The organism is Hydrogenophaga sp. (assembly GCF_025699295.1).
Classification (GTDB): domain Bacteria; phylum Pseudomonadota; class Gammaproteobacteria; order Burkholderiales; family Burkholderiaceae_C; genus Hydrogenophaga.
The window spans coordinates 52,285-65,596 of sequence record NZ_JAILWB010000010.1; the positions used below are offsets into that span (position 1 = coordinate 52,285).

16 protein-coding genes are annotated in these 13,312 nt (G+C 70.0%); 12 read left to right on the plus strand and 4 right to left on the minus strand.

The features are described 5' to 3' along the window. Positions 1–11 precede the first annotated feature (11 nt). On the minus strand, positions 12–1,370 hold the full coding sequence (locus K5880_RS12010) for a pitrilysin family protein (RefSeq protein ID WP_297652204.1): 1,359 nt from the start codon (positions 1,368–1,370) through the stop codon (positions 12–14). After that, on the minus strand, positions 1,367–2,791 hold the full coding sequence (locus K5880_RS12015; RefSeq protein ID WP_297652207.1) for a pitrilysin family protein: 1,425 nt from the start codon (positions 2,789–2,791) through the stop codon (positions 1,367–1,369). Before K5880_RS12015 ends, K5880_RS12010 begins: the two co-directional genes overlap by 4 nt. Before the next feature lie 56 nt (positions 2,792–2,847). On the opposite strand from K5880_RS12015, the gene ftsY reads away from it, so the two are divergent. Next, a complete protein-coding gene (gene ftsY / locus K5880_RS12020; RefSeq protein ID WP_297652210.1) occupies positions 2,848–3,882 on the plus strand; it encodes a signal recognition particle-docking protein FtsY in 1,035 nt (344 codons plus the stop codon). A gap of 4 nt (positions 3,883–3,886) precedes the next feature. Here ftsY and K5880_RS12025 read toward each other — a convergent pair whose 3' ends face one another. Both K5880_RS12025 and K5880_RS12030 read right to left on the minus strand, forming a co-directional pair. Continuing rightward, the gene (locus K5880_RS12025; RefSeq protein WP_297652213.1) at positions 3,887–4,096 is read right to left on the minus strand and encodes a zf-HC2 domain-containing protein; all 210 of its coding nucleotides are present in this window, start codon (positions 4,094–4,096) and stop codon (positions 3,887–3,889) included. Beyond that, positions 4,093–4,677 carry a sigma-70 family RNA polymerase sigma factor gene (locus K5880_RS12030; RefSeq protein WP_297652216.1) on the minus strand — a complete coding sequence of 195 codons (585 nt, stop codon included), beginning with the start codon at positions 4,675–4,677 and terminating at the stop codon, positions 4,093–4,095. Before K5880_RS12030 ends, K5880_RS12025 begins: the two co-directional genes overlap by 4 nt. A 59-nt stretch (positions 4,678–4,736) precedes the next feature. Here K5880_RS12030 and K5880_RS12035 point away from each other — a divergent pair, with 59 nt between their 5' ends. From K5880_RS12035 to K5880_RS12085, 11 genes are all read left to right on the plus strand, one after another. Next, positions 4,737–5,285, plus strand: a complete 549-nt coding sequence (locus K5880_RS12035) for a TlpA disulfide reductase family protein (RefSeq protein WP_297652220.1) — start codon at positions 4,737–4,739, stop codon at positions 5,283–5,285. Between the two features lie 144 nt (positions 5,286–5,429). Beyond that, on the plus strand, positions 5,430–5,711 hold the full coding sequence (locus K5880_RS12040) for a DUF2282 domain-containing protein (RefSeq protein WP_297652223.1): 282 nt from the start codon (positions 5,430–5,432) through the stop codon (positions 5,709–5,711). Between the two features lie 26 nt (positions 5,712–5,737). Continuing rightward, positions 5,738–6,631: a DUF692 domain-containing protein gene (locus tag K5880_RS12045; protein ID WP_297652226.1), complete on the plus strand. Its 894-nt coding sequence runs from the start codon at positions 5,738–5,740 to the stop codon at positions 6,629–6,631. Further along, entirely contained in the window at positions 6,628–7,467 is an 840-nt protein-coding gene (locus K5880_RS12050) for a putative DNA-binding domain-containing protein (RefSeq protein ID WP_297652229.1), read from the plus strand. The genes K5880_RS12045 and K5880_RS12050 overlap by 4 nt, the downstream gene beginning before the upstream one ends. Next, positions 7,464–7,955: a DoxX family protein gene (locus tag K5880_RS12055; RefSeq protein WP_297652232.1), complete on the plus strand. Its 492-nt coding sequence runs from the start codon at positions 7,464–7,466 to the stop codon at positions 7,953–7,955. The genes K5880_RS12050 and K5880_RS12055 overlap by 4 nt, the downstream gene beginning before the upstream one ends. 36 nt (positions 7,956–7,991) lie before the next feature. Next, positions 7,992–9,209, plus strand: coding sequence for an ABC transporter substrate-binding protein (locus K5880_RS12060; RefSeq protein ID WP_297652234.1), 1,218 nt, complete (start codon positions 7,992–7,994; stop codon positions 9,207–9,209). A 12-nt stretch (positions 9,210–9,221) separates the two neighbouring features. Then, positions 9,222–10,868 (plus strand): ABC transporter permease subunit, encoded by a 1,647-nt coding sequence (locus tag K5880_RS12065; RefSeq protein WP_297652236.1) that lies wholly within the window; start codon positions 9,222–9,224, stop codon positions 10,866–10,868. Then, on the plus strand, positions 10,865–11,500 hold the full coding sequence (locus K5880_RS12070) for an ATP-binding cassette domain-containing protein (protein WP_297652239.1): 636 nt from the start codon (positions 10,865–10,867) through the stop codon (positions 11,498–11,500). The genes K5880_RS12065 and K5880_RS12070 overlap by 4 nt, the downstream gene beginning before the upstream one ends. Further along, positions 11,490–12,095, plus strand: coding sequence for a CDP-alcohol phosphatidyltransferase family protein (locus K5880_RS12075; RefSeq protein ID WP_297652242.1), 606 nt, complete (start codon positions 11,490–11,492; stop codon positions 12,093–12,095). The genes K5880_RS12070 and K5880_RS12075 overlap by 11 nt, the downstream gene beginning before the upstream one ends. 49 nt (positions 12,096–12,144) lie before the next feature. Next, a complete protein-coding gene (locus K5880_RS12080) occupies positions 12,145–12,984 on the plus strand; it encodes an undecaprenyl-diphosphate phosphatase (protein WP_297652245.1) in 840 nt (279 codons plus the stop codon). Further along, the gene (locus K5880_RS12085; RefSeq protein WP_297652248.1) at positions 12,981–13,274 is read left to right on the plus strand and encodes a hypothetical protein; all 294 of its coding nucleotides are present in this window, start codon (positions 12,981–12,983) and stop codon (positions 13,272–13,274) included. The genes K5880_RS12080 and K5880_RS12085 overlap by 4 nt, the downstream gene beginning before the upstream one ends. The last annotated feature ends 38 nt before the right edge of the window (positions 13,275–13,312 follow it).

Here is a 13,312-nt window from a genome sequence, read left to right on the forward strand (position 1 = left end):
CCGCGGTGCGCTCAGGGTTGCGCGCCGACCACCACAGTGACCATGCGATCGGGCTGCAGCACCCGCGCGAACGCACGGCGGATATCGGCCGCGCTGACCTGTTCCACCCGCTGCGTCCAGGTGTCGAGGTAGTCCAGCGGCAGACCATTCCAGGCGATGTTGGCGACGTTGTCGAGCAGCTTGCGGTTGCTGTCGATGCGCAGCGCAAAGCCGTTGACCAGGAACTCCCTGGCCGCGCGCACTTCGGTCTCGGTCGGCCCTTGCTCGACGAAGCGGCGCAGCACGCCGCGCGCCACGTCCACCGCCTTCGCCGCCTGGTCGGGTCGGGTGGTCAGGCCGATCTGGAACGCGCCGGCGTGCCGGCCCGGTGAAAAGTAGCTGTACACGCTGTAGCTCAGACCGCGCTTCTCGCGCACTTCGGTGGTCAGGCGCGATACGAATCCGCCCCCACCCAGGATGTAGTTGCCCACGAACAGGGGGAAGAAATCGGGATCGTCGCGCGCAACGCCGGGCTGACCGATCAGCACCTGGGCCTGCGCGGCCGCGAACGGAATGCGCTCGTCCACCGCTTGCGCGAGCGGTTGCACGGCAGGCATATCGGGCAACGGGGCGCAACCATGGGGAGCGACCGCCAACACCAGCTGATCGACGATGCGGGTGGCGCGGGCGCGATCGATCGCGCCGACCAGCACCACCTGCGCGCGACACGCCACCACGTGGCGGCGGAAGAAGGCCTGCATGTCGGCCACCTCGATGGCGTTGAGGCTGGCGGCGTCGGTCTGGTATCCATAGGGATGGTCGCCGTACACCGCGCGGGCAAAGCGCCTGCTCGCGATCGTGCCGGGGCGGTTTTCCGCCTCCTTGAGCGCCGCCAGCATGCGTTCGCGGTCACGTTGCCACACACGCACGGGCCAGGCCGGCGCGGACAGCTGGCGCGCCGCCAGCGCCACGGCGCGCTCCAGCAGATCGGGTTCGGTCAGGCTGCGCAGGCTGACGCTGAAACGGTCGCTGCTCACCTGGGCGCCGAACTGCGCACCCAGATCGAGCCAGGCCTCGCTGAGCTGGTTCTCGTCCAGCGCGGGCAGATCGCCCAGGGCCCGGACCCCGCCCGAGAGAAGCCCCGCCGTGGCACTCGCCAGACCCGCCTGCGCGGCGGGATCGCGGCGGCTGCCACCGTCGAAGTCCATCTGCACATCGAGCATCGGGATGGATGGACTCGCCACGAGGTAAACCCGCGCGCCGCTGGCATGCGTCCAGCGTTCGATGGGTATGGCCGCGCGCGCCGGCACCGCCAGCAACAGCGCGGCCAGCAGCAACAGCCCCCACGCCAGCGACGGTGCGTGGAACCCCCGGAACATGCAACGGCTCATGGCGTGCTCCCGCCACGGCGCGGTGACTCTGGCACCAGCACGCCGGTGTTGAGCTGCCCATCGCCAAAGTAGCGCCTCGCCACCGACTGCACCTGCGCGGGCGTGACCGCGCGCAGCCGTTCCATCAGGCGCTCTCCCGTGTCCAGTCCCATGCCGTTGATCCAGTAGCCGCCGAGCTCGCGCGCCTGGCCGAACACCGAATCGAGCTTGTAGACCTCACTCGCCATCCACTGCGTCTTCACGCGCTGCAGCTCGGCCTCGCTGACGCCGTCGCGGCCGATGCGCTCCACCTCGGACTTGAGCGCGGCCGCGGCCATCTCCGTCGATACACCGCGCGCGGGCACGGCGCTGAGCATGAACAGCTGCGGCCCGCGTCCCATGAGGCCATATGAAGCACTCGCGCTGTCGGCAATGCGCTTGCCGCCACTGCCCGAGCCCTGAACCAGTGCACGCCCCAGCCGCGCGCCGCCATAGCCATCGAGCACAGCCGACAGCACCGCCAGGGCAAGGGCATCGCGGTCGGTGTCGCTGTCGACGTCGGCGCCGCGCCACTTCGGCACCTTGTAGGCCAGCGCCACCAGGGCCTGATCGGTCACCGCGCGGTACTCCAGGCGGCGCGGCCCGCGCTGCGGGGGTTCCTCGCGCGGTTTGCGTGCGGGCACGGCGCGCGCGGGAATGCGGCCGAAATGTCTCTCGGCCAGCACCCTCGCCTGTGCCACGTCCACGTCGCCCGCGATCACGATGGCGGCATTGGCCGGCACATACCAGCGCTGGAAGAACGCGCGCGCATCGTCGGGCTCCATGGCCTCGATGTCGCTCATCCAGCCGATGACCGGGCGCCGGTACGGACTGGCCTGGAAGACCATGGCGTTGAGCGCCTCGAACATGCGCGCGCGCGGCGACTCCTCGGTGCGCTGGCGCCGCTCCTCCTTGATCACCTCGATCTCGCGCCGGAACTCCTGGTCGGCCCACTGGTTGCGCGCGAAGCGGTCGGCTTCCAGCTGCATCACGGCTTCCAGCTGGTGGGCGGGCACCTGCTGGTGATAGGCCGTGGCGTCGCGTGACGTAAAGGCGTTGTCGCGCCCGCCCAGCGCGGCAATGCGGCGCGAGAACTCGCCAGGTTCGAGATCGGGCGTGCCTTTGAACATCATGTGTTCGAGCGCGTGCGCCACGCCCGAGGTGCCGTCCACCTCGTCCATCGAACCCACGCGCACCCATACCATGTGGGCCACCGTGGGCGCGCGGTGGTCGGGCCGCACGATCAGCGTCATGCCATTGGAGAGCGTGAAAGCGCGCGCCTGGTGGCCGTCGGTGGTGTCTTCCGCCCGCGGGGGACTGGTACCGGACTTCGGGGGTGTGAGCCCGGGCGCCGCGCACCCGAGCAAGGCCAGGGCCAGCAACAGGGGCAAGATGGGGCGCATGCTGGCGGGTCGTCTGGAGCGTTTCATAGAATGCAATGGATTCCAGAGATTGAACAATGTTCTCGTTCTTCCGAAAAAAACCCCCAGCACCACCCGCCCCCGCCCAGCCCGCTGGCGCGCCGCTTCCCACGCCCGAGGCCATACCGGCCACCACATTCCCGGCTCAGACCGTACCACCCTCCGCCCCACCTGCCCGCCAGGGCTGGCTCGACAAGCTCAGGAGCGGCCTGCGCAGGACCGGCAGCGGCATCGCCACGGTGTTCACCGGCACGCAGATCGACGACGCGCTGTACGAGGAGCTTGAATCCGCCCTGCTGATGGCCGACACCGGTGTGAAGGCCACCACCCACCTGCTGGCCGACCTGAAGCGCCGCGTGAAGGAGAGCAGGACCACCGAACCCGCCGCCGTCAAGGGCCTGCTGGCCGACGCCATCGCCGACCTGCTGGCACCGCTGCAGAAGCCGCTGGTGATCGGGGAACACAGACCCACCGTCATCATGGTCGCCGGCGTCAACGGCGCGGGCAAGACCACCTCCATCGGCAAGCTCACGCGCCACCTGGCCGATGGCGGCGCCACCGTGCTGCTGGCCGCGGCCGACACTTTCCGCGCCGCCGCGCGCGAGCAGCTCGCGGTCTGGGCCGACCGCAACACCGTGGAAATCATCACCCAGCAGGGCGGCGATCCGGCGGCGGTGAGCTTCGACGCCGTGACGGCTGGCAAGGCGCGCGGGCGCGACGTCGTGCTGGTCGACACCGCCGGGCGCCTGCCCACGCAACTGCACCTGATGGATGAGCTGCGCAAGATCCGGCGCGTGGTGCAGAAGGCCGATCTCACCGCGCCGCACGAGGTGCTGCTGGTGATCGACGGCAACACCGGCCAGAACGCGCTCGCCCAAGTCAAGGCCTTCGACGAGGCCCTGCAGCTCACCGGCCTCATCATCACCAAGCTCGATGGCACGGCCAAGGGCGGCGTGCTGTGCGCCATCGCGCGCGAGAAACCGGTGCCGGTCTACTTCATCGGGGTGGGTGAGAAGCTCGAGGACCTTGAAACCTTCGACGCGCGCGAGTTCGCGCAGGCGCTGCTGGCCTGAGACCTCACTCGCCGGTTTCCGTGTAGCTGCGCCACTGCCGCATGGCGTTGCGCATGGTCAGCAGCTGGCGCTCGAAGCGCGGGCAGGCCTGGCACATCGCCATGTGAACCCGCAGGGCAGCGCGCTCCAGCAAGGGCAGAGCGCGGTCCTCCTGGGCAATCAGCAGGGCGCTGACTTCCTTGCAGGTGCGACGCAGCGGGTAGGCGACTTTCATGGCGTTTTCGGGCGGGCAAACCAGTTGAGTTCGAGGCATTCGCGCAATCTCAGGCGGGCGCGGTGCAGTTGAACGTAAAGGTTGGTCGGCGTCAGCGACAGTTCCTTACAGATGTCCTCGCTGGAGAGCTCCAGCCACTCGCGCATCAGGAACAGGCGCCCCTGCACGGCGGGCAGCCTGTCGGTGCAGGCCTCGAGCACTTCGAAGAACTGGCGGCTGTGCAGGTCCTGCTCCGGATTGCCCCAGTCGGCCGGCTTCTCGGCATGGTGTCCGTTGGCCCGGAACGCCATGTCGTCCAGCGGGTCGGCCTGCTCGTCCGGCGAGCCGTTCGACACGCAGACCTCGCGGCCGTGGTGCCGCAGCGCGTCGATGATCTTGTGCTTGAGGATGCCCACCAGCCAGGTCTTGAGCTGCGAGCGCTGCTGGAAACCCTGGGGCTTCGAGAGCGCGGCCAGCACCGTCTCCGACACCGCGTCCTCGGCCCAGGCCTCGTTGCGCAGTTGCAGGCGCGCGAACTTGAGCAGGTACACACGCAGATCGGCCACTTGCTGTTCAAACGAGGCGGTGGCGGGCTGGGACATGGGGGCTGAGTGTAATGAAACGGGCATGGAGTCGACGAACGGCACCACAGGAGGTTCCCATGTCCCCATGTCGCCCGCATTTCAACCGCCGCCACGCCACGGGCCTCATGCTGGGCATGGGCATGGCGCTCGGTGGTCCGCCTGGCTTCGCCCAGGCGGCACCCGCCGAGGTCGCCACACCCGCAGCCACAGCGCCCGAACTGCGCGGCACCACGCTGGACGGCCAGCCCTTCGACCTCGCCGCGTTGCGCGGCAAGGTCGTGATGGTGCTGTTCTGGTCCACCGACTGTGCAGTGTGCCGCGACAAGATGCCCGAGTTGCGCGCGAATCTCAAAGGCTGGCAGGGGCGGCCCTTCGAACTCGTGGGGGTGAGCACCGACCGTGACCGAGCCGCCATCGAGACGCACCACCGGCTCGTGCAGCTCACCGTACCGGAGTCGCAGCGCTTCACCTCGCTGTGGATCGGCGACAACCAGCATCGCAACAGCTTTGGCCCGCCCGGGCAATTGCCCGCGGTGTTCCTGCTGGACAAGGCTGGACGCGTGGTCGAGAGCCACCACGGCCGCGTGCCTGCGCAGACCTGGGACCGCATTGCCGATCTGCTGTGAGCGCAAAAGAATTTTTTGCGCAGCGTAAGAAAGCCATCGCCCGCCTGACCAACCCCAACCAGTCGGCGCAAGGCCCGAACCCGGGCAGTGCAACTGGTAGACCTTTTCCCAAGTCACCTTGTTCAACCCACCAGGAGCATCTCCATGAACCAACGCACCATGATCGCCGCCGCCGCCACCTCGCTGATGTCGCTGGCCCTGTTGTCGTCCCCCGCCTTCGCGCAGAACGCCGCCAAGGAAAAATGCTTCGGCATCGCCAAGGCCGGCCAGAACGATTGCGCCAACCTCGCCGGCACCCACTCGTGCGCCGGCCAGTCCAAGGTCGACAACGACAAGGGCGAATGGAAGTACGTGCCCGCCGGCACCTGCAAGGACATGAAGGGCATGACGATGGACGAAGCCAAGATGGGCATGAAGAAGTCCTGATCGGCCATCCGCTCGCGCGACACCCCATGACCGCCACCACCCTGCCCGCGCCCACGGCCCCGCAAGCCTGTGCCACGGGCATTGGCTGGCGGCATCCCCATTACGCAGGGCTGCTCGATCAGCGGCCGGCACTGGACTTCATCGAAGTCCACTCGGAAAACTTCTTCGCACCCGGTGGCGCTGCCCGTGCCGTGCTGCGCGCGGGGCGCGAGCACTACCCGGTGAGCCTGCACGGGGTCGGCCTGTCGCTGGGATCTGCCAGCGGCATCGACGCCTGGCACCTGGAACAACTGGCCGCGCTGGTGCAGGAGATCGAACCCGTTCGGGTCAGCGACCACGCCAGCTTTGCGCGCGGCACGCTGCCGGGCGCGCAGGCCGTCCATGCCGCCGACCTGCTGCCCTCGCCCTTCACCCGCGCCGCGCTGGATGCGATGTGCGGCAACGTGCAGCGGGTGCAGGACCGCCTGCGCCGACCCATCGCGGTGGAGAACCTCTCGGCCTACGTGCGCTGGCAGGCCGCCGACATGGACGAACCTGCTTTCCTCGGCGCTCTGGCGCGCCGCACCGGCTGCCAGTTGCTGGTGGACGTGAACAACGTCTATGTGAACGCGCTCAACGACCACCTGGCCGACCCGCTCGACGGCTGCCGGCGCTGGCTCGACGCGATCAATCCCGGCGTTGTGGCCGAGCTGCATCTGGCCGGTCATGCGCACTGCGGCGACATCGTGATCGACGACCACGGCAGCCGCGTGTGCAGCGAGGTGTGGGCGCTCTACCGCCACGCGCTGCGGCGCTTCGGTGGTGTGCCCACGCTGATCGAATGGGACACCGACGTGCCCGATCTGGCCGTGCTGCTCGACGAAGCCGCCAGCGCGCGCGCGCACGCCGATGCGGCCCTGCGCGAGGCGGTGCCGGCATGAACACGCTCGCCCTGCAACAACAGGCCTTGCTGGACGCGCTGTTCCAGCGGCCGGGTGGAGAAGGTGCCGCGCGGGCGCGCCAGACGCTGGACGCCTGGCTCGCGCCCCACGCCGGCCGCGGGCTCGCGGCCTACCAGGCCAACGGCCATGCCCTGGCCGAGCGGTCCTTGATGGCCGCCTACCCGGTGATCACCCAGTTGATCGGCCAGGAAAACATGGCGCCGCTGGCGCGCGCACTCTGGCACCGCCACCCGCCCGTGCGCGGCGATCTCGCCCACTGGGGCGAGGCGCTTCCCCTCTTCCTGCAACACGAAGAACAACTCGCCCACCTGCCCTGGCTGGCCGACGTGGCGCGGATCGAATGGGCGCTGCACCAGGCCGGCGGCGCACCCGATGCGCAGACCGACGCCGGCAGCTTCGCGCGCCTCGCGGACGAAGACCCGCAAGGCCTCACGCTCGCGCTCGCACCGGGTACCGCCGTCTTCACCAGCACCTGGCCCGTCGCCAGCCTGGTCACCGCGCACCGCGAAGGCCAGCCCCGGCTGGACGAGGTGGCTCGCCGCCTGCGCGACGGCGTGGGCGAATCGGCAGTGGTCTGGCGCCAGGGCATGCGTCCCTGCGCAGCCGGCTGCACGGCCGCCGCGGCCATCTGGCTCGGGGCGCTGCTGCAAGGCGGGCCCGTGCCCGACGCGCTGAACCGCGCCACCGCGTGCGATGACGCCTTCGACCTCTCCGCCTGGCTGGCCCAAGCGGTGCAGCAAGGCCTGGTCGTCGGCGTGGTCGATGCCCGCGCCCCGCTCCCCTCACACACCCCAACCACCGAGGAAGCCCCATGAACCCGCCCACCACCCTGCTGCAGCGCGGCCTTTCGCTCTGGAACGCCATCACCCGCGCGCTCGACCTCGCGCAGCCCGCGGCCGCACTCGTCGCGCGCATCTACCTCGCGCAGGTCTTCTTCCTCTCGGGCCTGACCAAGCTGCGCGACTGGGACACCACCATCCTGCTGTTCACCGAGGAATACCGCGTGCCCCTGCTGTCGCCGCAGGTCGCGGCCGTGGCCGGCACGGCGGGCGAACTGGTCTTGCCCGTGCTGCTGCTGTTCGGCCTGGCCGGGCGTTTCGCGGCCCTGGGCCTGTCGGTGGTCAACGTGGTCGCCGTGATCAGCCTGGCCGAGATCGCACCCGCCGCGCTGCAGCAGCACATCACCTGGGGTGTTCTGCTCGCGGGCCTGGCGATCTATGGCGTGGGCCGGTGGTCGATCGACTGCGCCTGGATCCATCCGCGGCTCAACCGCTCGCATGCGAACGGCATGGCCATGAACTAAGCTTCCTCCTCCACAGCGATTCCCAGGAGACACGCCTTGCCAATCGAATCCACGCTCCTCTCCCGTCGCCAGTTGCTGCTGGCCACCGCCGGCAGTGCTGCTTTGCCGCATGCCTGGGGCCAGGCGTCGCCAGCATGGGCGGAGACCGAAAAAGCCGCGCGCGGCCAGACCGTGTACTGGAACGCCTGGGCCGGCAGCGAGCAGACCAACGCCTACCTGCAGTGGGTGGCACAGCAGGTGAAGGCCGCGCACGGCATCAACCTGCAGCACGTGAAGATCACCGACACCGCAGACGTGGTCAAGCGCGTGCGCGCCGAGAAGGCCGCCGGACGGGGTGCGGGTGAGGGCACGGTGGACCTGGTGTGGATCAACGGCGAGAACTTCGCCGCCATGAAACGCGAAGGCCTGCTGTTCGGTCCCTGGGCCGAGGCCCTGCCGAACTTCCGCTGGGTCGACACCGTGGGCAAGCCCACCACGCTCAACGATTTTTCCGTGCCCACCGAGGGCATGGAGTCGCCCTGGGGCATGGCGCAGTTCACCTTGTTCGCCGACAGCCAGCGCCTGCCCGAGCGGCCGCAAAGCATGCAGGCGCTGCTGGCGCTGGCGCGCCGCCAGCCCGGGCGCATCACCTATCCACGCTTGCCCGACTTCCATGGCACCACCTTCGTCAAGCAGGCACTGGTCGAGTTCGCGCCCGACCGCGCGGCGCTCGCGCGGCCGGTCACCGACGCCGCCTTCGCCACACAGACCGCCGCGCTCTGGCCCTTCCTCGATGCGCTGCGCCCGCACCTGTGGCGTGCCGGCAAACAATTCCCGCAGAACGCCGCCGCCGTGCGCCAGATGATGGCCGATGGCGAGCTCTTGCTGGCCATCACCTTCAACCCGAACGAAGCCGCCAATGAGATCGCGGCAAAGCGCCTGCCCGCCACGGTGGTGAGCTGGCAGTTCGAGAAAGGCACCATCGGCAACACACATTTCGTCGCCATTCCGTACAACGCACGCGCCAAGGCCGGTGCGCAGGTGGTGGCCAACTTCCTGCTCTCGCCGGCGGCGCAGGCGCGCAAGGCCGACATTGCCCACTGGGGCGACCCGACCGTGCTCGACCTCGCGCGCCTGCCCGCAGCCGAGCGCGCACTGTTCGGTACCGGGCAACAACCGGGGCTGGTGAACGCGCCCGCGCCCACGTTGCCCGAACCGCACGCCTCCTGGGTCGAACCGCTGGAGAGGGCCTGGGCGCAGCGCCACGGCGCCTGAGCCCGCCGCCCCGTGTCTGTCACCGGACTCCGCTGGCTGGGTGCCGCCGCGCTGCTCGCACTCGCGGCCGCGCCGATGGTGTGGACCGCGGTCGAGGCCTTGCGCGCGGGAGGCGACGCGGGCGCGTGGCGCACGCTGCTGGAAGAACCGTCCGCAGGGCGTGCGCTCGCCCTCACGCTCTGGACCGGTCTGGCGTCCACCGGGCTGGCCTGGTGGTGCGCGGCGGCGTTGCTGGCCAGCGGCTTCGTGCGCCAGCGCCTGGACCGGGTGCTGCGCGGCCTGCCACTGATGCTGGCCACGCCGCACGCTGCACTGGCCATCGGCCTGCTGTTCCTGATCGCGCCCAGCGGCTGGCTGCTGCGCCTGGTCTCGCCCGGTCTCACCGGCTTCGAGAGCCCGCCGCCCTGGGTCACTACGCAGGATCCCTGGGGCCTGGGCCTGATCGGGGTGCTGGTGGCCAAGGAGACGCCCTTCCTGCTCTGGACTGCGGCCACACAGCTGCAGCGCGACGACGTGCGCCAGCGCTGGCGCGCCGAACACGCGCTCGCGCAGACCCTGGGCTACTCGCCACGTCGCGCCTTCTGGCTGGTGCTCTGGCCCCAGCTGGCCCGCCGGCTGCGCTGGCCGCTGCTGGCCGTGCTCGCCTACGGCCTCACGGTGGTCGACATGGCCCTGGTCATCGGCCCGGCCGCGCCGCCCACGCTGGCCGTGCTGGCCTGGCAGTGGCTGCAGGACGTGGACCCCGCCACCTACGCGCGGGGTGCGGCCGCAGGCGTGTGGCTGGCGCTGACCGTGCTGGTCTGCAGCGTGCTCTGGCTGGCCCTGCAGCGCGCCGCGCGGCGGGTGTTGGCCCACGGCCGTGGGCGGCGGGGCGATGCGCGCCGCGCGACACCGGCCACGGCGTCCCCGGGGCTGTGGCTGCTTGGCGGCCTGTACGGCGCGGTGCTGCTGGCGCTGGCGCTGGGCAGCGTCAGCGGCGTGTGGGCCTTTCCCGCCGTGTGGCCGCAGTCCTGGACGCTGACCGCCTGGCACCAGGTGGCCAGCAGCAGCACGACCACCGTGACCACGCTGTGGCTCGCGGCGGGCAGCAGCGCCATCGCGCTGGTCTGGTGCGTGGCGTGGCTGGAGCTCGCGCCGCGCCGCTGGGACGAGGCCCTGCGCCCCCTGCTCTACCTGCCGCTGGTGCTGCCCGCCGTGCTGTGGGTGGTGGGTCTGTACGCCGTGGGCCTGCGGTTGCGGCTGGAAGGCCAGGCCCTGGGCGTGCTGCTGGCGCACACGCTCATGGTGCTGCCCTATGTGCTGCTCGCCCTGAGCCCGGCCTACCTGGGATTCGACGCGCGCTACGCCCAGCTCAATGCCAGCCTGGGCCATGGCGCCTGGCGCTTCCTGTGGCGCGTGAAATGGCCCCTGCTGCGGCGCTCGCTGGCATCGGCCGCCGCCGTGGGCTTCGCCGTCAGCGTGGCACAGTACCTGCCCACGCTCTACCTGGGCGCGGGCCGCTACGCCAGCGTGACCACCGAAGCCGTCACACTCGCATCGGGCGGGCAGCGTTCGCTCACCAGCGCCTACGCCGGTCTGCAGATCCTGCTGCCGGTGCTGGCCTTCGCGCTGGCGGCCTGGGTGGGCCGGCCGCGCCGTTTCAGACAACGCTCCACATGACGCTTGCAGTCCACGTTCAACGCCTGGCCACGCACGACCACACGCTGGTGCAGGACCTGCGCTTCGAGGTCGCACCGGGGCAGATCCTCACGCTCATGGGCCCCAGCGGCTGCGGCAAGAGTTCGGTGCTCGCGGCCATCGCGGGCACGCTCGACCACGAGGCCCTGCACTTCGAAGGCACGGTGCGCCTGGACGCGAAGGACCTCGACACCCTGCCCACCGCGGCGCGCGGCATCGGCCTGCTGTTCCAGGACGATCTGCTGTTCGCCCACATGACCGTGGCCGAGAACCTGCTGTTCGCCGTGCCCGCCGGCCCGAAGCGCGCGCGGCTCGCCGAGGTGGCGCGCGCGCTGGGCGAGGCCGGGCTGGCCGGCTTCGGCGCGCGCGACCCGGCCACGCTCTCGGGCGGGCAGCGCGCGCGCGTCGCGCTCATGCGCGCCCTGCTCGCACAACCCCGGGCGCTGCTGCTCGACGAACCCTTCTCGCGGCTGGACGCCGCGCTGCGCGACCAGTTCCGCGCCTTCGTGTTCGAGCACCTGCGCGCGCGCCAGATGCCCGCCGTGCTGGTCACGCACGACGCGGCCGACATCGCCGACCCGGCACTCGTGATCGAGCTCGGCCATGTTCGATAGCGCACTGCAGAATCGGCTCAAGCCCCTGCTGGCGCGTGCCGCGAGCGGCCTGGTGCGCCTGGGCATCGGCGCCGACGCGCTGAGCTTCCTCGGCTTCGGCATCGGGCTGGGCGCGGCAATGGCGATTGCCTTCGGTCACTTCCTCACCGGCCTGGCGCTGCTGCTGCTCTCGCGGCTGCTGGACGGACTCGACGGCGCCGTGGCGCGCGCCACCACGCCCACCGACCGCGGTGGTTTTCTCGACATCACGCTCGACTTCCTGTTCTACGCCGCGATCCCGCTGGCCTTCGCGCTGGCCGACCCTGCCGCCAACGCCCTGGCCGCGGCCGTGCTGCTCGCCAGCTTCATCGGCACCGGCAGCAGCTTCCTCGCCTTCGCCATCCTCGCGGCGCAGCGCAACCTGAAGTCCACCGCATTCCCGAACAAGAGCTTCTACTTTCTGGGGGGTCTGACCGAGGCCACCGAGACCATCGCCGCCTTTGCCGCCATGTGCCTGTGGCCGCGGTGGTTCCCGCAGATCGCGTATGGCTTCGCGGCCCTGTGCGCCATCACCACCGTGCTGCGCATCGCCTGGGGCTATCGCCGGTTCCGCTGAGCGCGGCTCCCTATACTTTGCGCACCATGCACCTCCACGCACACACCCGATGAGCCCCGCCAGCGCCTGGCTCGAAGCCGCCTTCCTGGGCCTGATTCAGGGTCTGACCGAGTTCCTCCCCATCTCCTCCAGCGCGCACCTGCGCATCATCGGCCCGCTGCTGCCCTCGGGCGGCGACCCCGGCGCGGCCTTCACCGCCATCACCCAGATCGGCACCGAGGCCGCGGTGCTGCTGTACTTCCGGCACGACATCGTGCGCATCTTCCTGGCCTGGTGGGCCTCGCTCACACAACCGGCCATGCGGCAGGACCCGGACGCGCGCATGGGCTGGCTGATCATCATCGGCTCGGTGCCCATCGTGGTGCTGGGCCTGTTGTTCAAGGACGCGATCGAAGGCTCGCTGCGCAACCTCTACATCACCGCCACCATGCTGATCGTGTTCGCGCTCATCCTGGGCGCGGCCGACCGCCATGGCCGGCGCGAGCGCACGCTGAACCAGCTCAGCTGGCGCCACGGCGTACTGTTTGGCCTGGCCCAGGCGATGGCGCTGATCCCGGGCGTCTCGCGCTCGGGCGGCACCATCACCGCCGGCCTGCTCATGGGCTACACCCGCGAAGCCGCGGCGCGCTACTCCTTCCTGCTGGCCATTCCGGCGGTGATGGGCTCGGGCTTCTACCAGCTGTTTCGCAGCTGGCAGCACGGCAGCCCCGTGGCGCCCGGCCCCACCGCCCTGGCCACGCTGATCGCCTTCGGCGTGGGTTACGGCGTGATCGTCGTCTTCCTCAAGCTGGTGTCCACGCGCGGCTACATGCCCTTTGTCTACTACCGCATCGCACTGGGCGTGCTTGTGTTCGTGCTGCTGGGCGCTGGCGTGCTGAGCGCGCATTGAACCCGTCAAACGGCGGCTTCTGGACGCAGCGCTGGCAATGCCGGGCTCCCTGGCGCGTGCTGTTCTGGCGCGACATGCTCGCCGTGGGCAGTGCCATCAACCTGTTCACCGGCTTCGTCGCGCTCTGGCTGGTCTCGCAGGACCAGCCCATCGCCTGGGCGCTCGCGGTGCATTTCGCACCCGTGCCCTACAACGCGTTTCTGCTGCGCTCGCTGTGGCGCACACCCGGCAAACCGGCCTGGTCGATGGCCGGCGCCGCCGTCTGGTTTGCCGGGATGCTGGTGGTCTGAGATAATTATCTCAATCCATTGAGTAAATTATCTCAATA

Coding starts and splice junctions, on each gene's coding strand:
- K5880_RS12055 (WP_297652232.1), top strand. CDS start 7,464: ATGAACCCGCCCACCACCCTGCTGCAGCGCGGCCTTTCGCTCTGGAAC.
- ftsY (WP_297652210.1), top strand. CDS start 2,848: ATGTTCTCGTTCTTCCGAAAAAAACCCCCAGCACCACCCGCCCCCGCC.
- K5880_RS12050 (WP_297652229.1), top strand. CDS start 6,628: ATGAACACGCTCGCCCTGCAACAACAGGCCTTGCTGGACGCGCTGTTC.
- K5880_RS12040 (WP_297652223.1), top strand. CDS start 5,430: ATGAACCAACGCACCATGATCGCCGCCGCCGCCACCTCGCTGATGTCG.
- K5880_RS12035 (WP_297652220.1), top strand. CDS start 4,737: ATGTCCCCATGTCGCCCGCATTTCAACCGCCGCCACGCCACGGGCCTC.
- K5880_RS12030 (WP_297652216.1), bottom strand. CDS start 4,677: ATGTCCCAGCCCGCCACCGCCTCGTTTGAACAGCAAGTGGCCGATCTG.
- K5880_RS12015 (WP_297652207.1), bottom strand. CDS start 2,791: ATGCGCCCCATCTTGCCCCTGTTGCTGGCCCTGGCCTTGCTCGGGTGC.
- K5880_RS12075 (WP_297652242.1), top strand. CDS start 11,490: ATGTTCGATAGCGCACTGCAGAATCGGCTCAAGCCCCTGCTGGCGCGT.
- K5880_RS12010 (WP_297652204.1), bottom strand. CDS start 1,370: ATGAGCCGTTGCATGTTCCGGGGGTTCCACGCACCGTCGCTGGCGTGG.
- K5880_RS12045 (WP_297652226.1), top strand. CDS start 5,738: ATGACCGCCACCACCCTGCCCGCGCCCACGGCCCCGCAAGCCTGTGCC.
- K5880_RS12080 (WP_297652245.1), top strand. CDS start 12,145: ATGAGCCCCGCCAGCGCCTGGCTCGAAGCCGCCTTCCTGGGCCTGATT.
- K5880_RS12070 (WP_297652239.1), top strand. CDS start 10,865: ATGACGCTTGCAGTCCACGTTCAACGCCTGGCCACGCACGACCACACG.
- K5880_RS12025 (WP_297652213.1), bottom strand. CDS start 4,096: ATGAAAGTCGCCTACCCGCTGCGTCGCACCTGCAAGGAAGTCAGCGCC.